The sequence below is a fragment of the Chryseobacterium sp. BGA-UO-ETr-SB22 genome (genome assembly GCF_059567885.1).
Genome location: NZ_JCAQOV010000005.1, coordinates 2,339,440 through 2,365,155 on the forward strand (window position 1 = coordinate 2,339,440; position 25,716 = coordinate 2,365,155).

A 25,716-nucleotide genomic window follows, 5' to 3' on the forward strand; every position below is an offset into this window, starting at 1 on the left:
ATTAGTTATTTTCAATAGTTAATCCTTCGTGTGCAATTTCCAGCGTTTCAATAGCCACCTCATTACCTTCAGCTTTTAAGTCTGTTGATTGTAATTTAAGCGGGAATGCATTTTTCACTTTCCAGGTTACTGCAGGTGCTCCTGTTTCATCTAAAAGAGAGATCGTAATAGATCTGCGCTCTACTGTACTTAGCTGAATACTCTGGAACCAGTCGAAATATTCGTTATCTGTTTTGAAAGTTCCTCTTTTTAAAGTGATGTTACTGAAACTTTTCATCCCAGGCATTTTAATCTTACTGAAATCAGGGCTTGCACCATGTCTGTATTCAATTAAAGCTGCCTCAACATTTAATCCGCTAACTTCCTGAAAACCTACTTTTGTTCCGCCCCAATCTACTTCAAAGGCAAACTTTACTAATGGATATGTACTCATAATGTATTTATTTTTAGTTGTTATTTAATTTAGCTTATGCTTCCTGTAATTTGTGTGAAAAACGTAGTACGATAAATTCAGCCGGACGTACTGCAGCCATACCGACTTCAATAATCATTCTTCCTTCTAAGATATCCTGAGCTGACATTGTTTTGTGTAAACCTACGCTTACGTAATAAGCTTCTTCAGGCTTGCTTCCGGCTAATGCACCGTCTCTCCACTGCTGATCAAGGAAATTTTCGATCATTGCCTGTACACGAACCCATGTATTGGCTGTATTTGGTTCAAAAACGAAACGTTCTGTCGCTTTCTTCACAGATTCTTCTACCATGTTGAAGAAACGACGTACAGGTACATATCTCCATTCATTACTGTTTCCGTCTAATGTTCTTGCTCCCCAAACTAACGTTCCTTTTCCTGTAAAAGTTCTGATCGCGTTGATTGATTTTCCTGCTACTGCATCTACGTTAAGACCGTCCTGCACTTCATTGGAAATTTTTACAACAGGTGCCAGTACGTTGCTGATTGCTAAGTTGGCTGGTGCTTTCCATACTCCTGAAGTACTGTCTACTTTGGCATAAATTCCGGCAATTGATGATGATGGAGTCAATACTACTCTTTTAGATTCAATTTCCTTTTTCGCCTGGTTATACAGCGCTGAACTTTTTGATTTCAGCCATGCTAGATTATTTCCATTTTCAGGCATTGAAACAACTACAAGTTCTCCAGAAATATTTTTTTCTTTATAGCTATCGATTTTAACATCTTTATCATCAAAGCTATAGCTTAACACTGTTTCTAATTTTGGATAATAGGCAGCTCCATATTTTAATCCTGCAGCATCTACTCCGGCTCTGAAAGCAGCAGCATCAGCAAAAACATCCATGATAACGAATCTATCTTTCAAATCTTCTGCCTGATCCAAAGCTTTATTGTATAATTTGTAAGCATCTGCTCCTAAAACTTCTGCATCCGGGAAAACAATAAGTGTTGGCTCATCTTCTTTTTCCAATGATTTTAATCCGAACCATAGACCGCCAGCAACTGTTTCTGTTCCTAATACAGGAGATTTATCATAGTCAGCTACTGAAACAATATAACATGGTCCGCCGCCATTAGCAAAATACATTTGCATAGCATAAGACATTTTGTAAGGACTTAATTTGGCGTTGTCTACTTTTGCAGTTACAACAGTATCTTCAATCGTAACAGAAAACGCTGTTTTTTCATCTTTTGCTCCTCCGAAAATTGTTTCGTACTCCAACATAGAAGAGATTCTTGTCGGTTCATTTCTTGGTCCTTTATCCGTATGCCCGATGAAAGCAGGAATAGCTGTTTCTACTTGCGCTACAGATGGTGGGAATTTCGCAATTTCCTCTACGTAAACTCCAGGTGTTTTGTAATTCATTTTTTTAAATTTTAAAGTTAATGTTAGTTATTTTCAATAGTTAATCCTTCGTGTGCAATTTCTAAGGTTTCGATAGCCACCTCATTACCTTCAGCTTTCAGATCTGTTGACTGTAATTTAAGCGGGAATGCATTTTTCACTTTCCAGGTTACTGCAGGTGCTCCTGTTTCATCTAAAAGAGAGATCGTAATAGATCTGCGCTCTACTGTACTTAGCTGAATACTCTGGAACCAGTCGAAATATTCGTTATCTGTTTTGAAAGTTCCTCTTTTTAAAGTGATGTTACTGAAACTTTTCATCCCAGGCATTTTAATCTTACTGAAATCAGGACTTGCACCGTGTCTGTATTCAATTAAAGCTGCTTCAACATTTAAACCGCTGACTTCCTGAAAACCTACTTTTGTTCCACCCCAATCTACTTCAAAGGCAAACTTTACTAATGGATATGTACTCATAATTTATTTTTAATTTTATTGTTATTTAATTGATTTTATGCTTCCTGTAATTTGTGTGAAAAATTGAGTACGATAAATTCAGCAGGACGTACTGCTGCCATACCGATCTCGATGTTCATTCTTCCTTCTAAAATATCCTGAGCTGACATTGTTTTGTGCAAACCAACGCTTACGTAATAAGCTTCTTCAGGCTTGCTTCCTGCCAATGCACCGTCTCTCCACTGCTGGTCAAGATAATTTTCGATCATTGCCTGTACACGAGTCCAAGTATTGGCAGTATTCGGTTCAAAAACAAAACGTTCTGTAGCTTTCTTCACAGATTCTTCTACCATGTTAAAGAATCTACGTACAGATACATATCTCCATTCGTTACTGTTTCCGTCCAATGTTCTTGCGCCCCAAACCAATGTCCCTTTTCCGGCAAAAGTTCTGATCGCATTGATTGATTTTCCTGATGTAGCATCTACATTAAGCAGATCCTGTTCTTTATTGGAAATTTTTACTGCAGGTACATCTACCAGACTAAGCCCTAAATTAGCTGGAGATTTCCATACTCCGGCAGTACTGTCTACTTTGGCGTACACTCCGGCAATTGCTGATGATGGAGCCAGTACCACTTGTTTAGACTCGATTGCTTTTTTAGCCTGGTTATATAATTCTGAATTTTTTAATTTCAATTCTACTAAATTTTTAATACCAGCTGCTCCTGTAACTAAAACATTAGCTTCATTAAAATTATAGCTCAAAACCGTTTTTAATTTTGGATGGTAAGCCGCTCCATAATTTAAACCTTTAGCTTTTACTTCTTTCCTGAAAATAGTATCATTTCCAAGAACATCCATGATAACGAATCTGTCTTTCATAGATTCTGCTTGATTCAAAGCACTATTGTAAACAGAATAGGCCTCAGTAATAAAAGAATCTATATTAGCATCAGAAACATTATCGGCATTTTCAGAAGCAAAGCCAGAAATAATGTTAATAGTAGCAAGATCTTCAGTATAAGCATCTGCAACAACTTTAGCAGCAGCTTTAACAGTAGCAACAGTAGCATTGGCAATAGCAGCGGCTACCTTAACAGCGGCTACAACATCCTGAGCAGCCTTAACAGCAGCAACTTCGCTAAGATTTCCAGGATTGGTAACTTCATAATCTGCAGCTTTAGCAACGGCAGCAGCTACAGCAGCAGTTACATTAGCACCGTCAACAGCGTTTGAAACGGCTTTAGCAGCAGCTTCAGCAGCAACAGCTACATTCCTATTATCCATGGAAACTTGAAAAGCATCATCTGCCGCAATAACTTCAGCAGCAGTGGCAACCAAACCTTGAAGATCCGGGAAAACGATAAGAGTCGGTTCGTCTTCTTTTTTTAGTAATTCAAGACCATATAATAAAGTTCCGGCTTCTGTTGTAGAAGTTCCAGCAGTTACCTCATCATTGTAACCTCCTACCGAAACAATATAACAAGCCCCACCGCCATTCGCAAAATACATTTGCATAGCATAATACATTTTAAAATCGCTTATTTTAGGTTGTATTGCTGTGGCAACACCGTCCTTGAAAGCTACAGCGAAGATTTCCGGATTTGCTTTTCCAAAAAGTTGTTCATACTCCAACATCGAAGCAATTCTCGTTGGTTTATTTTTCGGTCCATCCGCTGTATATCCAATAAAAGCAGGGATAGCCGTTTCAACTTGCGCTACGGAAGGCGGAAATTTTCCTTGTTCCTCCACGTAAACTCCAGGGGTTTTGTAATTCATTTTTAAAAAATTTTACGTTAATATTAATTATTCCCCGAAGAAGAACTTCGGGTATTTATTCGTGATTGATTTATTGATTTTATGGTTTAGAATTGTTGCAATTTGTGTGAGAACTTGAGCACAATAAACTCTGCAGGACGCACTAATGCTATTTTAAGATCTACATTCATAATAGTAGTGCCTTCTACTCCCTTAACTGTTACTTCGTAAGCTTCTTTCGGAGTGCTACCTGCCAATGCACCTTCCATCCATTGCTGGTTAAGAAAGTTTTCCAACATTGTTTTTGCCCGTAGCCATGTGTGGGGAATATTAGGCTCATTCATAAACCTGTCGAGTGCTTCTGTTATCGCTTGTCTGATCATATTATGATAGCGACGTACATGTACATACTTCCATTCGTTATCTTTCCCTTCACTATTTTTATCTTTTCCTTCAAGGGTTCTGGCTCCCCAGATTAAGGTTCCTTTTCCTGTAAAAATTCTGATTGCATTGATTGATTTTCCGAAAGTATCTATGTTTAAAGCATTCTGTTCCTGATCGGAAATTTTCTCTGTCGGAGTAATAACATGGCTGATATTGATATTTGCCGGAGCTTTCCACACCCCTCTTGTACTGTCTATTCTACCATATGCTCCTGCTATTGCTGATGATGGTGGTAAAACAACTTTTAATGACTGTATTTCTTTTTTTACCTGATTATATAGTGCAGAATTAGATGATTCTAAATTTTTAAGCGTAATTCCGTCTGCGTCTCCTTTTTCATCTTCTACCTCGAGAATTGCAGTTTTTAATGCTGTAAATTCTCCAGTGAAATCAGGGGCGTTTTCATCCGAATCATCAGGGATCATAAAATCATCTATTGTTCCGTCATAAATGGCTTCCAAAACAACCTTTGCTTCAGAAACTGCAACTGTTAAAGCATTCTTTTTGTCACCTGCATCAGCATTGTCATTCACTTCTTCTGCTATCGCAATAGCCTGATCCAATAAATCAGCAAGTACGTAAGCATCAGCAGACCCGGTTGAGATTTCAGCACTTGCCAAACTTTTTAATTCATCTAACGCAGCGGTCTCACCTGCATAAAAAAGAGTACTGTCTTGTCCTGCCTTTTGTAAACCGGTATGTATTATAGGGGTTTTAGTTTCATCAAAAGTATAGTTCAAAATGGTTTTTAAGTGCGGGAAGTAAGCTGCTCCATGATTGGTTGTGCTTATATTATTTCTAAAAGCTTCAATAGTGGTAAGATTGTTTGATTTCGTCACAGAATTACCATAATAAGTATCCAGTATAACAAATCTGTTCTTCGTCTCATCTTTTGCTTTATCAATAGCCTGATTATAAATATTATAAAACTCAGATTCATTGGTTAACGAAACAGCATCAGGGAAAATAATAAGAATCGGTTCTTTAATATTCTTATGATCAATTTTATTGAGTCCTGCTTCCAATGAGGATAATTGTACTTCTGGTGAGGTATAATCCCCTACGGAGATGATATAACACGGTCCGCCGCCATTGGCAAAATACATTTGCAGCGAGTAGTACATTAAAAACTGTACCTGAGGTACTACAATAGTTGCTCCCTGGCCTTCTACATCTTTTAGCTGGATATTTTCCTCTTTTGCCGCTCCAAAATACTGTTCATATTCTAAAAGAGAACTGATTCTGAAGGGCTCATTATACCCTGCAGGGAGTAATTCGGTATACCCAATAAACGCTGGCATAGCTGTTTCTATGTAGGCAACTGAGTATGGAAGTTTTGTAATTTCTTCAACAGAAACACCTGGTGTTGCTGGATTTAACATGTTTAAAAATTTAAAGGGTTATTAGTTTTTAGTTTTTGCTTTTATGATTAATCAATTTTAATACTTTGTATATTAACATCATTAATTAATTTAACAGGGAGCACATCCTTAGCGGCGATTTTTATCACACTGATTTTATATAAAGCAGAAGGCATTACTTTTCCGCCTAATAATCCCCAGACGTAGCTTAGCTGTTCAAAGGGAATGGAATGCAGTTCAATTCTGAAACTGAAGTTATTTTCCGGTTTCAGATCCACGTACTCCAAAACATTCTTTGCCTGAAATACCTCAATAACTTTTGAAATACTTAATAAAGATTTGCTGTATGTACTTCTGTTGGCAGCAATCATTACATATAAGTTTAAATAAGCTGGAGTACTTTCTTTATCGTATCGGACTGGATTATTGTCTACCACAACTTGCTGATACCTTGATCTGTTTTTCAATGTCGATTCTTCCTCAATATTGAGCAGACTGATTACTACTTTGTTAATAATTCCTTCAGCGTTCTCATCCTGTTTTGCGATGTCATCAACAACAGCAATTTCAATTTCGCCAGGAACATTAGGATCCCATAAACCATCCGGAGCATTTAGCTGATTTTTTAAAACTGTTAATACTTTATTAATCATAATTTCTGTTCTTAATTATTATGGTGCAAACATACAATCACGCCCCCTCAAAAGACAAATATTTTGGGGTCTCAATACAGTCTTTGCAGTAAATAGGATTTTCATTCTTATAAAAAAAAACTGAAAACAACACCAATAAAACACTGAAAACAAGCACATTAAAAACAATATTGAAAAATTAAATTTTAGCCTATAGATTTCCCTTGTCTAATTATGGCCAAATTTCAGTCTGGTAATTGAGTGCTATTCTGCTTTTAAAAAGCATCGTATTTCAACATAAGATTGTCCATTCATTAAATGGTCATTTTTATTGCTCCTGTATTTTCTGAATTGTAAATAATCAAATACTAAAATTGATTGTCCGAAGTATTAATTCTCCAAAAAAACAATATGCTTTCCTGATTAAGAGTATCAGATTTTTTTGTACCCAACAATTTCTGAAAATTGTAACCCTGCATCACCAGGAAATGATTTTGTCTTTTACTGCAAAGACAGAATAGAGCAGCCTCATAATTCGCAAAATGGCTTTTCTTCTTTCTAATTTTGACCCAATAATTTTAAAAACTTTAATCATATGAATATTAAAAATCTTTTCAGCAAACGCAATGAAATCATTGGTGGTCATTTTAACGAATTACGCTCAAAACTGGGTGCAGCCAATCAAAACGAAGAAGCTATTTTCTCTTTAAGGGAAGAAATTTGTAATGCGTGTCCTTTAAAAAACGGCAACAACTGCAACGCAATGAAATGGCTCAATCCGGATACACTGGAAGTGGTTGATGGTCCAAAAGATGGATTTATCAGAGGCTGCGGCTGCAGATTGAGCGCCAAACAGAGATCAAAATTAAGTCTTTGCCCTGCCGGTTTTTGGGGTGGAGAGTTCGACCGAAAGTAAACCATCTGACAACTCCCGATATTCTATAATGTAAACCTATTTAATGTGAAGCAAGATCATATCATTCAAAAAGTTTTTGTTGAAATCACCGTCAACAACAAAGAAAAAGCATTGAGTATAAAAGATGATATTAACAGCTTTTTGTCTATTGATGTTTTTCCGGAAATAGAAAAGCAAATCAAGACTTTAGAACATAAGTTAGCCGGTCATACCCTACAGATTCCTCGTTTAGAATTAAATGTGGATGTCAAAAGCAGTGCATTAAATACTGAGTTAAAAGATAAAATAGCTGAACTTTTTAAAGAAGAACTGTCAGAAATGACTAAGCTTATAGAAACTTCCCGCCAGGAAACAGAAAATGATACTAAAACCTATCTGGTAGATGATCAGGAAAAAATGATCAGGGCTTTTATCTATTTTTTAGAAAAAGGAACCATGCCTTGGTGGAATTCGGAAAGCAATAGTATGGCAATTTTGGAATCAACGGTTTTTGACCGCCTAATTTCGGTTGGAAACTTTCAAAAAAGTATTATACCTGCTTTGTCAAAAGAAAATGTCCGAAACCGGATTATCAATCAGCTTTCCAATGAACAAATTGCACAATTATGCCTGGCAATTTTGAAAAATAAGGAGTTGAACATCAACCTGGAAACCGATACCATACATCATCTATCGAAACTGAACCATACAGATAGAATTGCGATATGGCGTTTGGTCTTTAATGTGATATCGGAGCATTTAAATACATCTAATAATCATCTCAGGGAGTATCTTTTACAAGAAATTTCAACAAAAAAACAGATTGGCTTATCAACAACAAAAAGCAATCATCAAAACAGGAAAACACTAGTCAAGATATTCCCTTTTATTACAGAAAACGAAATTTCAGAAAGCCTAAAAACGAATACAGCAGATCAACCTGAAAATGCGAAAACTGTAATAGAAACCATTCAGGAAAAAAATGAAATAATTCAGGAAAGTGTACTCCAGGACAGCGGGCAATATATTCAGAATGCAGGGCTTATTTTAATCCATCCATTTCTCAAGACTCTGTTTGAACATTGTGAACTTATTGATCCCAAAACTCAACAACTCACGGATCCGGAATTGTGTGCCCATCTATTGCATTTTATCGCTACCGGAAAAACGAATGCTCCTGAGTACGACATGATTTTTGAAAAATTCCTGTGTAATATTCCGATGCATCAAACGATTAACAGGCATATTAAACTTTCACGTAAGCATAAAACACAAGCTAAAAATGTAATAGAAAGTGTACAGCACAACTGGGCTCCCATGAAAAAATCATCTGCTGCATTATTGCAGAACGAGTTTTTCCAACGGCCGGGGAAATTAGTTATTACTGACGCTGATTACACACTTACCGTAGAACGAAAAACGCAAGATATTCTTCTTGAAAAGCTTTCATGGGGAATTGGTCTTGTCAAGCTCCCGTGGCAGAAAAAATTCATATTTGTAAACTGGTAATAACAGGTTATATTTTCTAATATTCTGAAACTTTCCCAATCTCTAAAGTTGCTGATTTTATATCAGCAATCCTCCCATTGCAACCCTATTAATTCAAAATAAGATTATGAAATCTCCTATTACTCATGAAGACCCTTCATTAATAAAAACAAAAGTTAATGAAAAAACAGAAATAGTCAATCCTTTATCCCAAATCAATACTGTAAATCATCATTCATTAAATGAAGAAATGAAATGGTTACAATCCCTTATTGAAAAGCGATGCAAAGAATTGTTTCTGGAAGATGAGACAGAATTGAATATTGGTTATGAAATACCTGAACCTCCAAAACCAAACGATCCATCTCCTTATTCGGTTACGGTAAACATCCATCAGCTTACTGTTGTGGACAGAATAATCTTAGCGCTTGGGATTGCTTCGGCTCATTATCCGTCTGTCCTGAAAACCTTTGTGCAGATAGAAGAAAGCAGCAATGCATTTGCTATTGAAGCGGGTGGTGAGTATGATAAAATCAGCCGCAGCTTTAAACCAACTTTCCAAACCGCACTTTTTTTGCTGGCAGGTAAGGATTTATCACTGTGGTCACAGTATGGTGCACAGCTCATCAATGGCAGTGTCCTGTTGAAAAATGATATTATTTACAACCGTTCTTCAACGGAATTTATTCATGGAAAAATTGAATTGGATACCGCTTATCTCAATTATTTTTTATCCGGTCAAAAGCCACAACTGGATCATGGTTCTTACTTTCCGGGCAGGCTTTACAAGTCTGATCTCACCATGGACGATATTATTTTAGAAGATAATGTGAGGGAACAGATCAAACCCATCGGACATTATATCAAAGCATTGGAAAACGGCTTTTTCAAAACCAATGAACATAGCTTTAAACCCGGCTTCATAGCTTTATTCTACGGGACACCGGGAACGGGAAAAACGATGCTAGCCGGTATTCTTGCCAATGCATATGGTATTGATATGTATCACGTAGATCTCTCACAGGTAGTGAGCAAGTACATTGGCGAAACTGAAAAAAATCTTGAAGTGTTATTCAACAGGCTGCAAGGGAAAAATTGTATGTTGTTTTTTGACGAAGCTGACGCTTTGTTTGGAAAACGTTCTGATGTAAAAGATGCTCATGACCGCTACGCCAACCAGGAAGTTTCGTATTTATTGCAACGAATAGAAAAATTTGACGGATTAACAATTCTCGCTTCCAATTTTGAAAACAATATGGATGATGCTTTCAAGCGCCGTATCGATGTTTCTGTCAATGTAATACGACCGACAGAAACAACAAGAAAAGCCCTTTGGGAGCATTATCTACCTCAAAATATAACTTTTGAAAGCGACGAGCTTTTAAAACATTTAACCAAAGAGTACGCTTATACTGGTGCTAATATCCGAAACATTATGAAAAATACAGCGATGGCATTACATGACCGTAATGAAACTCATATTACTTACTCATTAATAAGCACTTATTTAATGATAGAAAACGAAAAGGCTTTTGGAAAAAATCAATCCCGCCTCAGCCCGTTTGTACAAAATCCTTAGCACAGCACAATAAAAACTCATCTAATAACCAATACCATGAGCAGACACAAAAAAACATTTGCGCCCAGGGCCGGTAGGTCCGATAAGCAAAAAACCAATAATAAAGAGGATAAAGAAAAGTCTGAGCAGATCACCGATCAGGACAGCAAAATATCCCTCGCAAAAACAGAAGTTACCCAAATAACATACGATCCTTTTAAAAACAGAGCGTTTAAAAAAGTAGAAAAAAATGCATCTGTCATTCAATTATTTGATAAAGGGCAGCATGTTTCAACACTTCATAACGCGCTTAATAAATTAGGATATAAAACACCTGAAAATAAGAATCTTTTCTGGAATGAAACAAAGACAGGGATCATCAATTTTCAACGCAAGAATAATATTAATGCTTCCGGCGCTGTTAACAGGGAAACCTTGCTGAAAATGAATGAAGCATTGCAATTCTTAAACAGTCAGAAAGAAGTTGGGCTTCCTGTTTCTGAGCGTGCGAGAATGCTATATGATGCCTTTGAACATAGAACACTAGGAATTTTTGCCGGAACTGATGAAGACAAAGTTTTTACAGCTTTAGAAAAACTTTCTTATGAAGATAGATACGAGCTTATTCAATATTATGACACAACATACAAACCGAAAAGGAAAGTAGGCTTAGTACAGGATTTATATGAAGAATTGGGCAATAAAGACTTATTTAAAGCTATACGGTTATTATATGCAAACTATGAAGAACCACAACCAGCACTGGAGCTAGAGCCGGCACACCCCGAAGGTGAGCTGCTGCAGGAAGTTATTGTAATGGGTAAAGGCTCATGGATTAAGCCTAAAACAAAATACGCAATAGAAGGACAGCCTATAGAATTTGATTGTACCTATCAATATGAAACCCCTGTTATGTATGCTGAGGGAAGCAAACCTAAAGTTCCGGAAGTTGTCCGAAAAGTATTGATCCAGAATGATGACAAAGTGTACAACCTGTTTGAATACCCTTTTAGAAAGGATACTAAAACATTCAGACAAGATGGAACAGTCATCAGCCAATTTTCTATTAATACGCATAAGCCGGGGAACTATACTTTTGTATTTATCATAGAAAATACCATAACAAAAGAATTCAGAGCTTACACCAAAGAATATCAGGTTAAAACCCTTGAAGAGGCAGCAGCCGGTGATTTAAAAAAGAATAAAATTCAAAATTATTCAGATTTCAGACAGCAGGTAGCCTTTATTGAGTTCAATCTTTCAAAAGGAGCATCCAAAGAACAGAAAAGCAATCCGAATTTCTATATTGAATCTGCAACATATAGTGAAAATCCTGCAAGAGTGAGTGCTGCAGATATTAATCACATTCCGCAGTCATACTATTCAATCAAAGGGAAGCCAATCCCTAAAGATCATCATTATTTTTGGTTTGCAGAAATCAATACGCCTAAAGAAATGTTTGATGGAGCAAGTGCATTATTAGGTGTAGAATATGCTAAAAATGCCAACGTACATGGGTATAAAAGAGGTGAATATTTCGGTAAAGATGGCTGGAATATGAATTCTTCCCAGACAACCGCTGCTTTTTTAGGATCACTTACAGGAGTTTATACTATTCATTGTCTGGTATTAGACAAAAATAATAACCTGACAGGACAGGAAGCATCTTATCGACAGGTTATCTTACCAAAGGATGATTATCAGGCTCTTAAAAATATACAAGAATATAAGAAAAAAATTGACAACAGCTTTAATACCATTGCTCCCAAAACAGCATTAGCGATTAATGCTGTAGCCATCAATGAGGAAACTACAGAAACCCTTTCACTCAATTTATTTATAGGAAAAAGCAAAAAAAATCCAGCTAATTATGTACTGACAGACCTTACTCCGGGTGTACAGCATCAGCGTACTTATGAAGGAAATAATTTAAAAGATTTATTTGAAGAATTTGACAGTAAAAACACGTATCCGGATGGTATTCTTGCATATCAAATTCCGGCCAATACATTGGGCTATCCTACTCTAAAAGGGAATTTCACTACTGACGGAGCATCGTTCATGGAATCACTTTCTACCGGAGCAGGCTGGGCTTCCTTAGGATTGGCAGTAGCCGGATTGGTAGCCACATTTACGCCGGCAGCTCCTATTGCTCCTTACTTATTTATAGCTGCAGGTGCTACGGGTGCCACTTCCGGAGCAGCCGGCATTATTGATAAGGTAGAAAAAGGAACACTTACCAACGAAACGCTGGCTTTAGATGTTATTATGATTGCCTCCAGCTTTTTGGGAATGGCAGGCTCATTATCCAGCATCGCTAAGGTATCTTCTGTTATCAAAATATCATCAACAGGGATGCGTTATATCATTCTAACTGATTTTGCTCTTAATGGCACTGCAGCAGTAATGATTACCTCTGAAGGTTTAGAGAGCATACAAGATATTCATGATAATAAAAACCTGACTACAGGAGAAAAGATAGATGCTATCGTTAAAATTTTAGGGCAGTTGACATTAACTGCAGGATTGTTGATGCTAAGCAGTAAAAATTTAAAAGGAGGAGAATTAGAGAAGCTGCCAAAAGTAAAAAGACAAACATCTAAGCAAACATCAAAAAAACCTTACAATCCGGAGCAGCATAGTGAATTTATTGATACGCCTGAGAATTTAACAGGTGGTATATCTCCAAAATTGACTGGATTCAAGCAACAACTTGCAATAGCACAACTCAGACATTATCTAGCAGAAAATGAACTAATAAATTTCAATAAAGCTTTGGAATCAGCAGATCCTAAAGTTTTAAATGAAATAAATAATCAAGACAAATTGATTAACTTTGTTAAAAGTTATAAAGATAACCCTATAGCTTTCACACAAACTGTAAAAAACTTTGAGAGTTTCTTTGGAGATTATGGATGGTATAAATTTTGGGAAAAGATGCCCGATTTTGAAAAATCATCAAAAACTATTGATTGGTTAAAAAATAAAAATAAATTATTACCTACCGGTGATGCCACTCATACTGAACTTACCTCTATTCAGGTTTTCACAGTAGATGGAGGAATAGTGAACACTCCGGCACGATTTGAACCTTCCTGGTGGGGTAAATATAACAGTCAGGTTTATAAAGATTTAAATACGGCTTTAGAAAAACTAAGAAAAGTTAAAGAACGAAATATGAGTGGAAAAACAGTTCTTAGTGGGCGTATGGAAGGTTTAGATTATTTTAACTCAACTTTGAAAAATGGAAAAGGAAATGAGGTTGCTTTCAAAGGGATGGTCTCTGCTACATTAGATGATAAAGTAGCTGAAGGATTTATTCAACTTTCAGCTAGGAATGTAAAAGCAGGAGAAAAAGTTGCAATTATTAGAAAAATCACATCACGAGGAGGTGTCTATATTGATGATTTGTCTGATTGGGGTAAAAATCTTGGACCTATAAGACACTTTGATGCAGACCCACCTTCTACAATAATACAGGAAGAAGTACTTATGAATGAAGGTTATTTTCGTCAAACATCTGACCCTAAATATATAAAAACTATCAAGGACATAGACTATTATGAAATAGAGTACCTAGAATTACTAAAACCATTAAAATAAAAAGAATATGATTTTCGCAACAGATTACTTTAATTATATCCCAAATGAACTGCCTGAGTTTAATTTAAAATTACTTTTAAATATAGAAGATTTAAACAATTCTATTTTTAATGAAGTGTTTAATATCCTTAAGCCTCATCAGCAAGAAGAATATATCACTTTTAAAGAGTCTGAAGAGGCCCAAAAGTACAGAAAAGAAAGAAATGCTAAATTACCTTATGTAGATTTTAACAATTTACCAGAAATCTTTGACAATGCCTTATTACAAAAAGTCATTCTGTATCAAAAAGAAGGAGAAATAGGAGGAGCCATATATGACTCGTTATCAGAAGACCATAAAGGGCAAATTGCCCGATTTGAATACAAAGTACGAGAGGAAGAAGAAGCCAAAAGGCGAGCTTTAATGTCTGACGAGGAAAAAAGAAAAGAAAAAGAATGGTGGGATAAGTATGAAGCTGATCCAACACCTCGTTTTATGGGCAATGTAGGCGAACCTGATACGGTTACAAGCTATATCATAAAATACGGTGTAAATCCTTTAACCCGAGAACCCGAAACTATTGAAAGTTTTCAAAAAAAATATACTATCGATCCAAAAACAGGTGATCCTGTTCCAAGGGAAAAGAATGAATAATACTTTATAAGTAAGTTCTAACGAGGCTATCTTTACAATGAGATAGCCTCATTTTATATGTAAAAAAAATTAAAATGGAGAAAAAGAAACTATTAGAAAAGAAAGATTGGGAATATTATGTTTTTGAAGAAGACAGCAATATTGAATTATCTGTTCCGATTCCCAATCCCAGCCCAGGATTTGATATTATTTATATTCTGAATGAATCTGAAAAAGAAATGTATTTACATTCAGGGATTAAAGCTCTTGAAGATAGGATAGAAGATATGAAAATTAACTTTTCAAATTACAAAATGAATTCATGGAGATAAGAATATCATATCAACTTTAACAAAACATAATCTCGTATAAAACCACAACACATGAAGTTGTGGTTTTATATTTAATTGTCTTACTTAAGTAAGATATAAAAGTTATCTTTAATTAACTTAGATTAAAAATGAATATGATTAAAATAAACGCAGAGATAGAAAAGGATGGAGAATCTTTCTTGTTCTACGTAAATATTTCCAATATATCTGAAGAGACATTAAAGCTAAACCAGTCTAATAATACAGGTGGGCTTGTAAGAGAAACAGTTCATTTATATGATAAAAACAAGGATCAATTACATAAAGGAGTAAGCTATATGATCCCTGTAGATGATTTTACCAATCTAACTTCAATTGAAACAGGAGAATCTGCTCAGTTTATATTAAAAGCGAAACTTGAAGAAATAGAGAATGACCTTTTTCTCGATTTTAAAGGAGCCAATTTTAATGTCAAACAAAATGAAACCTACTATTTTCAAATAGAATATCTGGGTGAAAAATCAAATATGGCGCCTTTCAATATTGACTAAAACACTCAATTTTGAAGAATCCTTAGACAAAGATGATTATACAACGATAAATTCGCATGATCAAAAAAAACGAAATAGCCAGACAAAAATTATTTGATGGCGATGAACAAGAATGCCTAAAAGAAATTTTTGAAATTGAAAATCAAAAAATAAAATTGATTGATTTTTACAACAGTCCATTAAGAGATTTAAAAAAAGAAATAGATGGGGAAAGTTTTGATACCATCGTCAGAGAAAGTGAATTTAATGTAAGAAACAGTTTCATTGAAAAATATGTATCTGAAGAGGGATTAGAAATTCATTATCTTAAAAAAGATGATATAATCTATCTGTTTTCATATGGAGAATTTCAGCCCGGAAGGTATATCTTATTTTTTGAAGGCATTTATCATTACATTCCTTAACGCAAATAACAATAAAACCACAACACAATAAGTTGTGGTTTTTATTATACCACCTATGCATGTATCTTCCATTAGGCTATTGATTTTGATTATTTAAAATAACTGCTTAGTCAATCTATTTCATTTGCAAAAAATGTATATTAGACCAAAGAAACTGAATAACCATCATTATGAGTATTAGAGAAGCAGATACAGCGGATATTGGAAAGATACAGATTGTAAGAAATACAGTTAAGGAAATTCAAAGAGTAAAAGATTGGAATAAAACTGAAAATCTAAAAATGATCATAAAACCATACCTTTTTCTGACCCTGTTTTTGATACCTGTAATATGCTGGTCACAGATAAAAGAAAATAAAACCGTTAAAATCGATACCACTGAAGTTGTTCAGATAGGAGGAATAAAGCAATTTATCAGTATAAAAGGAAATAAATGGGAAAATCCTTTACTTCTCATTTTGCATGGTGGTCCCGGTAAATCTTTAATTCCCTTCGCTCCAGGTTTTACGGATAAATTATTAAATGATTTTACAGTAGTCAATTGGGATCAGAGAAATACCGGAGAAACACTGAGTCTGAATCAATCTAAAGCGCATGTATCGGTTGACCTTTTAAAATCTGATGCCCTTGAAATCGTTCAATATTTAACTTCCAGATATAATCAGAAGAAAATCTATCTGCTTTCTCATTCCTGGGGATCTGTTATGGGATTTGAACTCGCTTCAAAACACCCTGAATTATTTCTTGGCTATATTGCAGTAAGCCCTGTTGTAGACGCCAATGAAAGTGCTTCTCTTTTTGTAAAAGATTTGAAAATCTGGGCAGCAAAAACTAATAATCAAGCAGCATCTCAAGAATTGGAAAACATTAAACTTCCTTTTCAAAATCAAGATGATTTTTTCTATGCTCAAAAATGGTTATTCATTCACAATGGTGTTCCCGGAGTTGAAAAAGATGAATTTAAAACGGCTTACTACAATTGGATGAATGACTGGTTTCCCATCTGGAAAGAAAATGCCAAAACAAATCTCCCTGCCTCCTATCCGAAAATTGACTGCCCTATATATTTTTTTATTGGCGCTGCTGATAATCAAAGCTACTATACTTTAGCAGAGAAATATTATAAAGAATTAAAAGCAAAACATAAAAATTTATATTGGTTTAAAAAATCAGGACACACAATTTTCAATACGGAATCAGACAAACTTCAATATGAATTAATAAAAATAAAATCAGAGCAGAAATGATCTACTCTGATTGATATTGATTAGCAACTATTTAATTTCTTTCAGAACTTATTATTCTTTGCCTGAAAAAATCATATCTTTTTCGGTCTCTGTCTTTCTGTTCTGATCATAGGTATATACACAAACACCGCCTACCCAGGTTTCCAATACCGGAATGTCCCGCATTTTCATATATTGTAATGAAGGAGTATTTAACGAAAGAGGGTTTTGTTCCAGTATAACAAAATCAGCAAAGTACCCATTGTCTAACGATCCCACCCACTTGTCTGCGTAACATTGCCATGCAGCATCATAAGTAACTGCAATCAAAGCCTGTTCGGGGGTGATACGTTCCGCACCGTTTAAAACTTCAATATCCTTTGGATTCTTCTCCATGATTCTGGTAATCGACTGTTCCATCATTCTCAAAGGACCTAATGGGCTCACCTCATTATCACTGTGAAGGGTAATTCTCATACCGGCAGCAAGCGTCGAACCGCAAAGATCAAGCATTTGTGCCTTTTCACCGAATATTACTTCCTTAAAAGCATATCCCCAATAACCTACGTGCCCGATAAGGAAGCTTGGCGAAACTCCCATCTGGAGCATATTGGTAATCTGATCTGCTGTAAGAAGAGAGCAATGTTCTATACGGTTACGAAGTTCAGGGCCTTTATATTGAGCCAGAGTACGCTGATACGCATTGATAGCAAATGTTACTGCCTGATCGCCATTAGCATGAACCATCAACGGCCAGCCTTTTACCGCTACCACAGAATTGATTAATGTATTATAACTTGGCGGAATTGTATTGGCAGGAATCCCTGTCTGCGGAAAATTAAATACCCCTGTATTATTGGCAGGATTGCACAGGTATGGAGCACTCTGATATCCGGTTAATCCCTGGTTTGAACCATCAGAAACCACTTTGATATGTCCATAATATACAGGTTTATAGTGTTCTGGTTCTTTATAATGATCCAGTTTATCTACATCTTCCTGATTGGAGCAAAGATGTGCCCCACCCGTTCTTACCACTTCAGGATGAGTCTCAAAATATTTGGTTAAAAGTGTTACCGAACCTTTATTAAGCCCCGCATCATACATAAAAGTAACTCCTCTTGAATTGGCCGTGTGAAAAAGCTCCGTGAGATAACGGTTGATCTCTATGCTCATCGCAATGATCTGCAATTTTATGGTCTTCAATGCAGGAGTCATCTGCAAACCTTCCTGCAGCTGACCTTTCGTTTCACTGATATACTTGTCAACAGTTTTATACTCGTTCTTTATATCCGGATTGTGATCAAATACATACTCTAATGCCTTAGTATTCAGATAAAGGGTATGCATAGAAGCACTTAACAGCATCATAGGAGTATCATGATTAATCGTATCAAGGATGACATTATCAATCGTTATTAATTCCTTTTTCCCATCAGTTTCCTTAAAAGGCATCAATGACGGATCCAATCCTCTTCCTAAAATAACTGCTCCCGGAATTTTAGGAATATGTCCGTTGATAATGGCTCCAACAGAAGTCAAATCGTATATCGCTTTTAAATTCTGCCCGTCAAAAGGACTCAAATCCAGCCAGCCAGTCATCATTGCCGTAGGAATCATATGAACATGGGGCTCTATCAGACCAGGAAGTAAGGTTTGAGTACCCGTTAATTCTTTTCTTTGAAATCCTGAATGCTTGTCATTCATATAGCTTTCTACCTGATCTGCTGTCCCTGTTACAACAACTTTTCCATCTGCAAATCCAATGGCTTCAATGGTACTAGTGGATCCACCAATCATTGGCAGAATAGTACCTCCGCTTACCATCAGCGTTTGAGGTTTTTCGTGGGTCGCTTTTCCGGAACCCGGATTGATCTTCGTTAGATTTTCTGCACTGAAAAGGTCTTCTTTAAGAACATCCAAAACAGGATTGTGGCAAGAGCAATGTGTGCAGCCATGCGTGTGATTGTGTTGTTTTTCCATGAGAATAATTTGGTTTTAAGTGTATGGTTAAAGTTTAATTATATCCATATCTATTTTAATGATACATTATTTTTAATCCATAAAAAGACAACCTTATCAATGGACAAGATTTATTATATTATTAAAATAAAACAGGGTATTTTTTAAGATATTATATTCAAATAAATATTTATGTATAAATAATTTTCATTTATTTATATGTATTAGTTTATTTTATAAAAATAATAAAAATATTCTTTCCACAAACTTTTTTCACTCAATATTGATTATTTCTTTCTGTCTAAAATTTTAATTTTCAGTACATTCTCACTTAATTCACACTTACTGTATGTATTTTTCAATACTTCATGATGCGCTGATGCTTAAAATCTTCATATTCTAACAACCTATGAAATACAGTTAAGCCGATACCAGATGATCCAAATACAATAAGCGCCAACTTGTAAAAAAATTGGCGCTTACTTTTTATATTATTCATTGCGGTTACCATTTTCATGGTTTTACGTTTTATTCTTTCAAAGCTTTTTTCAATCGTTCCAGACCTTCTGTCAAAAGTCGCCTTGGACAACCGATGTTAATTCTCAAGAAACCTTCCCCATTTTCACCATACATCGTCCCCGAATTAAGCCAAACCTTACCATCCATCAAAAGAATTTTCGACAGTTCATCAGAAGTTTTACCAAATGAACGGCAATCCAGCCAAACCAGATAGGTTGCTTCCAAAGGAGTCACTTTAATTTCAGGCAGATGTTCACTGCAAAAGTTTCTCAGAAATATAAAATTCTGATATAAGTATTCTTTAAGTTCATTCCTCCATTCATATCCTTTTGTATAGGCAGCAATCAAGGCTTCCATGGCAATTGGATTAGGATAGCTATTTTCCTGAAGCTCTAAAGTCTTACGAGTCTGTTCCAATATATTTTTATCCTGGGAGATCAGATACGATATCGGCAACCCTGAAAAATTAAAAGTCTTACATGGAGAACCACAGGTCACCGACTGAAGCTCATAATGCTGAGCGACCGAAACAAAAGGAATGTGCTTACGGTTATTAAAAATCAAATCGGAATGAATCTCATCAGAAATTACCATCACATTGTTCCGCGAACAAATGTCAGCTACTTTCTCCAAATCTTCTCTCGTCCAGACTTTCCCCACCGGATTATGTGGATTGCAGAACAACAAAAGTTTAGTTTTCGGATCAGAAGCTTTCTTTTCAAGATCATCAAAATCGATGGTGTAATTTCCGGCTTCATATTTCAGATCATTGCAAACAATATGGCATCCATAATTTTCTAAAATGGTAAAAAAATGATTGTAAACAGGAGTCTGCAAAATAATATTTTCATCAGGCTTCACAAAAGTACGAACGATCGCCGAAAGTGACGGAAGAATCCCCGTTGCCGGCAGAAGCCAGTCTTTTTCTATCGTAAAATGATGATTTGTTTCCCACCAATCGATGACGGACTGATGAAAGTTTTTAGGAACAGTACCATATCCGAAAACACCATGAGAAACCTTTTCAGAGATAGCCTGAATCACTTCCGGAGCGGTTTTAAAATCCATATCAGCAACCCACATTGGTAAGATATCTGCCTTTGCCCAATCCCATTTTACGGAATGACTTCCTCTTCTTTCTATGATTTCGTCGAAATTATATTTCATTTTTAAGATCATTAATTTGAATCCAGATAATTTTTCAGGTCTGAAATATTTTTAATGTTAAGTTCATTCGCCTGTTTCCTTCGCATCATCAAAGCATACGCATTATTAAAACCGAGTGGTTTCAGCCATTCAATCCCGTATTGTTTCCGGAATTCCAGATTGACATAATCCAATGTCTTTTCAGGGCTCTTAGAGACTTCTTCTATTGTTTTTGCGGATGGTTTTAGCAAAACTAAAAGTCCGGTTCCGGTATATTCAGGATAAAAGTCGATGGCATCATTCATTAAAGCATCGAAACAAATTTTTGTTCCGCCAAGCCCTGTTTTTGTTTCCACTTTATAATCGGTATAGCCTTCGATGAGCATTTTGTAAATTTCGGCAAGAATATACTGTTCACCAAAAATTTTTGATCCGATTTTTATAGTTTGGGAATTTCCTTTGCGTGGATTTTTATATAGATTTGTTCTTACTAAAAAATCTTTAGCAATTTTCTCAGGAGTCTGTTTAAGATAATCGGCCTTATAATTCAAATCTGTCATGATTGAATCATTGAATTTCCCTGCTAAAAGATTTAGTATTTTTTCCAGTTCAGGAAATTTTTCAAGTGTTTTTGTTTTGATCACCGGAGCTGCAAAATAAGGAGGAAAAATCTTCTTGTCATCTTCCAGAACATACAAATCAAAAGCCTTGATTCGCCCGTCTGTCGAATATCCGCTGATGAGGTCCAATTCTTTTTCATAGGCTGCTTTGTACATAATGGCATCACTTACCACCAGAGGATGTGCATCAAGCCCATATACCGAACGAAGTCCCAGATCACCGTCCTGCCGTCCCATGAATTCAGGTGTAAAGCCTGCCTTAAGCTTATGGTTTGAAGCGGAAGCCAAAAAATAAATGACCCCAAGAATTGCCAATACAACCGGAACAATATATTTTAATTTCTTTACAGACTGGTAGCTTAATTTCTGTAAAACTGCGATAGTTTGATCTAAAAGAACAGCCAATAACGCTGCCGGAATTGCACCAGCCAGAATCATATTGGTATTATTTAGGGAAATTCCGCCAAAAATAAATTCACCCAAACCTCCTGCCGCCACAAATGAAGCTAAAGTGGCCACCCCAACATTAATGACTGCCGCTGTTCTGATTCCCGCAATAATGACTGGCATCGCCAAAGGAAGCTGAACTTTGAAAAGCAACTGTCTTCTATTCATCCCCATTGCTTTTGCAGCTTCAGCTACCGCCGGATCTACTTCCGTTATTCCGGTATACGTATTCCTGATGATGGGTAAAAGTGCGTAGATCAGCAATGCAACAATGGCTGGAGTTGCCCCAATCCCGAAAGCAGGAATCATAAAACCGAGCAAAGCAATACTGGGAATCGTTTGTAAAATTCCTGCAATTCCCAAAACAGAACCTGATAATTTTCTTTTTCGGGCAATAAGAATCCCTAAAGGCACTCCAATAATAATTGCCAGAAACAGAGACAAAAAAGTAAGTCCCAGATGCTGCACAATCTGAGTAAGCAGTTTCTCATGCTGCTCTGTTATAAACTGCCAAAAACTTTGTTCACTCATACAGTCTGGAATTTTCGGTATTCATTAAAAGCCTTAACCAGATTTTCATAATCTTCGGAAAGCGAAGTATCTGCACTCAACTTTTGCAATGCATCCCATACACTTGTATTCTCTGAAAACTGAAGTTTTTCATAGAAACGACTGCCATCAATCAGAGTTGTCATATCTTTCAATCTGGCCACTTTATATTCCAGTAATAATCGGTTTTTAGCAAAGAAATTTTTAACAAAATCATTGTTGGGTTGATACAGCATTTCTTTTGGACTTCCGGTCTGAATAATTTTCCCCTGATCCATCAGGCAGATTTTATGACCCAAATCGAATGCTTCCTGAACATCGTGGGTAACCAGAATAATCGTTTTATTTTTAAGCTCTTCCAGTGATTTAAATTCTGAATGAATATCAGTTTTGGTAATATTATCCAGCGCTCCGAACGGTTCGTCCATCAACAAAACAGGTGAATCTGCAATCAAAGCCCGGGCAATTCCCACTCTTTGCTGCTGTCCGCCGCTTAATTCGTTTGGAAACCGTGTCAGCACCTCTTTTGAAAGATGAAGCTTATGCAATAACTCAAGAGTTCTTTCAAGGGTCTTTTTTTTATCCCATTTCAGCAAATCGGGAATGACGGCTATGTTCTGTTGTATGGTATAATGGGGAAATAATCCAGAATGCTGCATGACAAATCCAATTCCCATGCGTACTTCTTCCACTTTTTGTGACTGAATATTTTTACCGTCAATAAAAATAACTCCGGAATCTACCTCGATGAGGCGGTTGATCATTTTCAACATGGTTGTTTTTCCGCAGCCGCTTGTTCCCAAAAGCACTAAAATTTCTTTATCATTGGCCTGAAAAGAAATAGCATCAACCGCTTTTTTTTCGTTAAAACTTTTTGAAACCGATTCTACTGTAATCATAGGCAAAATTATTGTGCAAGTCTGATTCCGGTAAACTGCCACTGTAAATGGGTCTGGAAAAAATTACGGTACGTATTTCTGCTGTGTCCGGGCGGAGTGGCCACCGAAGCACCACGAAGCACCATTTGATTCACCATAAATTTTCCGTTATATTCCCCTACAGCTCCTGCTTCCTTTTTATATCCCGGATACGGAAGATAGGCAGAATTGGTCCACTCCCAGCGCTTTCCCCAGTCAAAATATTCTGATGCAGCTTCCCATTCAGCTTCGGTGGGCAGGCGTTTTCCTTTCCATGATGCCAATGCGGAAGCTTCGAAAAAACTGACATGGCAGACTGCTTCATCAAGGTCGATTTCCTGTAAACCGTTCAAAGTATAATTCATCCATTTCCCATCAATAAAATGCCAGTATAAAGGAGATTTTGCATTATTCTGCTTCACCCAATCCCAGCCTTCGGCATGCCAATGTCTGAAATCCTCATAGCCTCCGGCTTCAATAAATTCTAAATATTCTTTATTGGTCACTAACTGACCGCAGATTTTAAAATCATTCAGATAGACTTTGTGCCTTCCGAGTTCATTATCAAAACAGAACCCTTCACTTTTAAAACCGATTTCATAAACTCCTTCTGAAAAACTGATCATTTCCGGGGTTCTGGCCGCTTCTTTATTTACAATATTTTCTTTTTTGTAAGCAGGAAATAATGGATTGTGCCCTAAAATGTATTTGATATCTGTGAGTAACAGTTCCTGGTGTTGCTGTTCGTGGTTTAAGCCTAATTCCAACAGTGATTCCAACGATTCTGTAAGATATCCGTTCTGAAGAAATTCATCCATCTTCTGATCTACATATTCCCGGTATTTAAAAACATCTGAAACAGATGGACGGCTCAGATTTCCCCTGTCGGTACGGATAACACGGGCACCGATGGTTTCGTAATAACTGTTGAACACAAAATTATACTGAGGATCAAAAACTTCGTACCCCGGAAAATTGGGCTGTAAAATAAAGGTTTCAAAAAACCAGGTTGTGTGGCCCAAATGCCATTTCGGAGGACTCACATCCACGATAGGCTGAACCACATAGTCTTCAATTTCCAAAGGACTACAAATCTCAACGGAATGATTTCTGATTTCAGAGTAACTTTTTATCCAGTTTTTATGAGGATTTGCTTTTACAAGTAATGCTTCTTTTTTCATAAAAATCATTTTAAATTATACCACCCAGATAGAATCTACAAACCAGTTTTTAGTATCTTTTATCTCAACAAGAATATGAAACCCTGAATTTCCTGCCAGTTTTTTGATATCCTGTTCGGAAAATTTCTGAGAAATTTCCATATCAATCAGCTCATCTTTTTTAAAGTGAAACAAATGATTTCCTATATAAACTTCCTGATCGCAAAGACTTACCAGAAAACTTCTGCAGGCACCTGAAATAGGATCGTAATTTTGATAATGCTGAAAATTTTCCACTTTGAAATCAGCTTTCAGCTCCCGGTTGATCCTTGTCAAAAGATTAAGATTGAACGAAGCGGTAATTCCCGCAGGATCATTGTAAGCAGCAAGAATGGTATTTGGGTTTTTCTTAAGGTCAAAACCTACGAGAAACAAGTCTCCGGCATTCAGTTTTCTTTTCACTTCATTACAGAAATGTCTGGCTTCCTCGCTTTCCATATTCCCTATATTTCCGCCTAAGAAAAGAACCACTTTTTTTCTTTTCGAAATACTGGTGGCTTTATCAAGCATATCAAAATACTCTCCTTCCAATGGTAAGATTTCCAGTTCAGGCAGGTTTTTCTTCAGGTTTTCCTGCAATACAGAAAGAATATTTCCTGAGATATCAATAGGCATATAAGTAAAATCAGTTCCTTTCTCCACCAAGTTTTTGAGAAGGTAAGATGATTTCATCGCATCGCCTGCCCCCAATTCTATAAGGTCAAAAGATTCATTGATATTGGATATTGCTTTTGCGAGTTCTTCTGTTTTATTCTGGAATATATCCAGTTCACAATTGGTAAGATAATATTCTGGCATAGCCATAATCTGCTGGAAAAGCCGGTCGCCATTTTTGTCGTAAAAATATTTTGAAGATAATTTTTTCGGATGAGCGGACAAGCCTTTTAAAACGTCCGAACCGAAATTATCGGTACCGTCATTTTTTAAATGACAATCCTGTTTTAACTGTACATTCATAGTTTATATTTTGGTTTGGTTGTTCATTGAGTACAACTATCTTGCCGACACCGGAATTACTTTCCACGTCCCTATAAGCTTCTCCAATTCACTTAATTAAAGATAGGTTTTATTTACGATTTTAACGTACCACATCTTATTTTATTAATGAAGCACTACCCTGCTCCGGACTATTTTCTCTGGATCAAACTGTTTTATCAGCGTCTTTTTTGAAAAAAATAACCGCCAGATTTTACTGTTAAAAAACCTCGCTTCAAA

At 36.2% G+C, this 25,716-nt stretch carries 21 protein-coding genes; 9 read left to right on the forward strand and 12 right to left on the reverse strand.

Annotated features, from left to right (window positions below):
- Window position 1 precedes the first annotated feature (1 nt).
- From AC57AW_RS17965 to AC57AW_RS17990, 6 genes are all read right to left on the reverse strand, one after another.
- The gene (locus AC57AW_RS17965) at window positions 2-433 is read right to left on the reverse strand and encodes a phage tail protein (RefSeq protein WP_047378138.1); all 432 of its coding nucleotides are present in this window, start codon (window positions 431-433) and stop codon (window positions 2-4) included.
- 34 nt (window positions 434-467) lie between these two features.
- Window positions 468-1,841 (reverse strand): phage tail sheath family protein, encoded by a 1,374-nt coding sequence (locus AC57AW_RS17970; RefSeq protein ID WP_496352973.1) that lies wholly within the window; start codon window positions 1,839-1,841, stop codon window positions 468-470.
- Window positions 1,842-1,864: 23 nt separating this feature from the next.
- Complete coding sequence (locus AC57AW_RS17975) at window positions 1,865-2,296, reverse strand: phage tail protein (RefSeq protein ID WP_047378138.1); 432 nt, start codon at window positions 2,294-2,296, stop codon at window positions 1,865-1,867.
- 35 nt (window positions 2,297-2,331) lie between these two features.
- Window positions 2,332-4,056, reverse strand: coding sequence for a phage tail sheath family protein (locus tag AC57AW_RS17980; RefSeq protein WP_496352974.1), 1,725 nt, complete (start codon window positions 4,054-4,056; stop codon window positions 2,332-2,334).
- Window positions 4,057-4,142: 86 nt separating this feature from the next.
- Window positions 4,143-5,861, reverse strand: coding sequence for a phage tail sheath family protein (locus AC57AW_RS17985; RefSeq protein WP_496352975.1), 1,719 nt, complete (start codon window positions 5,859-5,861; stop codon window positions 4,143-4,145).
- A 47-nt stretch (window positions 5,862-5,908) separates the two neighbouring features.
- Window positions 5,909-6,493, reverse strand: coding sequence for a Pvc16 family protein (locus AC57AW_RS17990; protein WP_496352976.1), 585 nt, complete (start codon window positions 6,491-6,493; stop codon window positions 5,909-5,911).
- Window positions 6,494-7,067: 574 nt separating this feature from the next.
- Between AC57AW_RS17990 and AC57AW_RS17995 the strand changes: the two genes are divergently transcribed.
- From AC57AW_RS17995 to AC57AW_RS18035, 9 genes are all read left to right on the forward strand, one after another.
- On the forward strand, window positions 7,068-7,388 hold the full coding sequence (locus tag AC57AW_RS17995; RefSeq protein ID WP_318849160.1) for a hypothetical protein: 321 nt from the start codon (window positions 7,068-7,070) through the stop codon (window positions 7,386-7,388).
- A gap of 45 nt (window positions 7,389-7,433) precedes the next feature.
- Window positions 7,434-8,876, forward strand: a complete 1,443-nt coding sequence (locus AC57AW_RS18000; RefSeq protein ID WP_496352977.1) for a contractile injection system tape measure protein — start codon at window positions 7,434-7,436, stop codon at window positions 8,874-8,876.
- Between the two features lie 106 nt (window positions 8,877-8,982).
- On the forward strand, window positions 8,983-10,434 hold the full coding sequence (locus tag AC57AW_RS18005) for an ATP-binding protein (RefSeq protein WP_496352978.1): 1,452 nt from the start codon (window positions 8,983-8,985) through the stop codon (window positions 10,432-10,434).
- Window positions 10,435-10,470: 36 nt separating this feature from the next.
- On the forward strand, window positions 10,471-14,016 hold the full coding sequence (locus AC57AW_RS18010) for a peptidoglycan-binding domain-containing protein (RefSeq protein WP_496352979.1): 3,546 nt from the start codon (window positions 10,471-10,473) through the stop codon (window positions 14,014-14,016).
- 7 nt (window positions 14,017-14,023) lie between these two features.
- Window positions 14,024-14,650, forward strand: a complete 627-nt coding sequence (locus AC57AW_RS18015; protein ID WP_496352980.1) for a hypothetical protein — start codon at window positions 14,024-14,026, stop codon at window positions 14,648-14,650.
- 74 nt (window positions 14,651-14,724) lie between these two features.
- Window positions 14,725-14,961 carry a hypothetical protein gene (locus AC57AW_RS18020; protein ID WP_496352981.1) on the forward strand — a complete coding sequence of 79 codons (237 nt, stop codon included), beginning with the start codon at window positions 14,725-14,727 and terminating at the stop codon, window positions 14,959-14,961.
- Window positions 14,962-15,095: 134 nt separating this feature from the next.
- A complete protein-coding gene (locus AC57AW_RS18025; protein ID WP_496352982.1) occupies window positions 15,096-15,491 on the forward strand; it encodes a hypothetical protein in 396 nt (131 codons plus the stop codon).
- Window positions 15,492-15,547: 56 nt separating this feature from the next.
- A complete protein-coding gene (locus AC57AW_RS18030) occupies window positions 15,548-15,895 on the forward strand; it encodes a hypothetical protein (protein WP_496352983.1) in 348 nt (115 codons plus the stop codon).
- 170 nt (window positions 15,896-16,065) lie between these two features.
- Entirely contained in the window at window positions 16,066-17,142 is a 1,077-nt protein-coding gene (locus AC57AW_RS18035; RefSeq protein ID WP_496352984.1) for an alpha/beta fold hydrolase, read from the forward strand.
- Window positions 17,143-17,193: 51 nt separating this feature from the next.
- Here AC57AW_RS18035 and AC57AW_RS18040 read toward each other — a convergent pair whose 3' ends face one another.
- From AC57AW_RS18040 to egtD, 6 genes are all read right to left on the reverse strand, one after another.
- Window positions 17,194-19,104 carry an amidohydrolase gene (locus AC57AW_RS18040; protein ID WP_496352985.1) on the reverse strand — a complete coding sequence of 637 codons (1,911 nt, stop codon included), beginning with the start codon at window positions 19,102-19,104 and terminating at the stop codon, window positions 17,194-17,196.
- Between the two features lie 507 nt (window positions 19,105-19,611).
- Window positions 19,612-20,769: a MalY/PatB family protein gene (locus AC57AW_RS18045; RefSeq protein ID WP_496352986.1), complete on the reverse strand. Its 1,158-nt coding sequence runs from the start codon at window positions 20,767-20,769 to the stop codon at window positions 19,612-19,614.
- Between the two features lie 11 nt (window positions 20,770-20,780).
- Window positions 20,781-22,346: an ABC transporter permease/substrate-binding protein gene (locus AC57AW_RS18050; RefSeq protein ID WP_496352987.1), complete on the reverse strand. Its 1,566-nt coding sequence runs from the start codon at window positions 22,344-22,346 to the stop codon at window positions 20,781-20,783.
- Window positions 22,343-23,263 carry an ABC transporter ATP-binding protein gene (locus AC57AW_RS18055; RefSeq protein ID WP_496352988.1) on the reverse strand — a complete coding sequence of 307 codons (921 nt, stop codon included), beginning with the start codon at window positions 23,261-23,263 and terminating at the stop codon, window positions 22,343-22,345. Before AC57AW_RS18055 ends, AC57AW_RS18050 begins: the two co-directional genes overlap by 4 nt.
- 8 nt (window positions 23,264-23,271) lie before the next feature.
- Complete coding sequence (gene egtB, locus AC57AW_RS18060) at window positions 23,272-24,462, reverse strand: ergothioneine biosynthesis protein EgtB (RefSeq protein ID WP_496352989.1); 1,191 nt, start codon at window positions 24,460-24,462, stop codon at window positions 23,272-23,274.
- Between the two features lie 15 nt (window positions 24,463-24,477).
- The gene (gene egtD, locus AC57AW_RS18065; protein ID WP_496352990.1) at window positions 24,478-25,458 is read right to left on the reverse strand and encodes an L-histidine N(alpha)-methyltransferase; all 981 of its coding nucleotides are present in this window, start codon (window positions 25,456-25,458) and stop codon (window positions 24,478-24,480) included.
- Window positions 25,459-25,716: the final 258 nt, after the last annotated feature.

What these genes read in the sequence shown, in the direction of transcription:
- AC57AW_RS17965 (WP_047378138.1), bottom strand. Translation starts at nt 433, where the DNA reads ATGAGTACATATCCATTAGTAAAGTTTGCCTTTGAAGTAGATTGGGGC.
- AC57AW_RS17970 (WP_496352973.1), bottom strand. Translation starts at nt 1,841, where the DNA reads ATGAATTACAAAACACCTGGAGTTTACGTAGAGGAAATTGCGAAATTC.
- AC57AW_RS17975 (WP_047378138.1), bottom strand. Translation starts at nt 2,296, where the DNA reads ATGAGTACATATCCATTAGTAAAGTTTGCCTTTGAAGTAGATTGGGGT.
- AC57AW_RS17980 (WP_496352974.1), bottom strand. Translation starts at nt 4,056, where the DNA reads ATGAATTACAAAACCCCTGGAGTTTACGTGGAGGAACAAGGAAAATTT.
- AC57AW_RS17985 (WP_496352975.1), bottom strand. Translation starts at nt 5,861, where the DNA reads ATGTTAAATCCAGCAACACCAGGTGTTTCTGTTGAAGAAATTACAAAA.
- AC57AW_RS17990 (WP_496352976.1), bottom strand. Translation starts at nt 6,493, where the DNA reads ATGATTAATAAAGTATTAACAGTTTTAAAAAATCAGCTAAATGCTCCG.
- AC57AW_RS17995 (WP_318849160.1), top strand. Translation starts at nt 7,068, where the DNA reads ATGAATATTAAAAATCTTTTCAGCAAACGCAATGAAATCATTGGTGGT.
- AC57AW_RS18005 (WP_496352978.1), top strand. Translation starts at nt 8,983, where the DNA reads ATGAAATCTCCTATTACTCATGAAGACCCTTCATTAATAAAAACAAAA.
- AC57AW_RS18010 (WP_496352979.1), top strand. Translation starts at nt 10,471, where the DNA reads ATGAGCAGACACAAAAAAACATTTGCGCCCAGGGCCGGTAGGTCCGAT.
- AC57AW_RS18015 (WP_496352980.1), top strand. Translation starts at nt 14,024, where the DNA reads ATGATTTTCGCAACAGATTACTTTAATTATATCCCAAATGAACTGCCT.
- AC57AW_RS18020 (WP_496352981.1), top strand. Translation starts at nt 14,725, where the DNA reads ATGGAGAAAAAGAAACTATTAGAAAAGAAAGATTGGGAATATTATGTT.
- AC57AW_RS18025 (WP_496352982.1), top strand. Translation starts at nt 15,096, where the DNA reads ATGATTAAAATAAACGCAGAGATAGAAAAGGATGGAGAATCTTTCTTG.
- AC57AW_RS18030 (WP_496352983.1), top strand. Translation starts at nt 15,548, where the DNA reads ATGATCAAAAAAAACGAAATAGCCAGACAAAAATTATTTGATGGCGAT.
- AC57AW_RS18035 (WP_496352984.1), top strand. Translation starts at nt 16,066, where the DNA reads ATGAGTATTAGAGAAGCAGATACAGCGGATATTGGAAAGATACAGATT.
- AC57AW_RS18040 (WP_496352985.1), bottom strand. Translation starts at nt 19,104, where the DNA reads ATGGAAAAACAACACAATCACACGCATGGCTGCACACATTGCTCTTGC.
- AC57AW_RS18045 (WP_496352986.1), bottom strand. Translation starts at nt 20,769, where the DNA reads ATGAAATATAATTTCGACGAAATCATAGAAAGAAGAGGAAGTCATTCC.
- AC57AW_RS18050 (WP_496352987.1), bottom strand. Translation starts at nt 22,346, where the DNA reads ATGAGTGAACAAAGTTTTTGGCAGTTTATAACAGAGCAGCATGAGAAA.
- AC57AW_RS18055 (WP_496352988.1), bottom strand. Translation starts at nt 23,263, where the DNA reads ATGATTACAGTAGAATCGGTTTCAAAAAGTTTTAACGAAAAAAAAGCG.
- egtB (WP_496352989.1), bottom strand. Translation starts at nt 24,462, where the DNA reads ATGAAAAAAGAAGCATTACTTGTAAAAGCAAATCCTCATAAAAACTGG.
- egtD (WP_496352990.1), bottom strand. Translation starts at nt 25,458, where the DNA reads ATGAATGTACAGTTAAAACAGGATTGTCATTTAAAAAATGACGGTACC.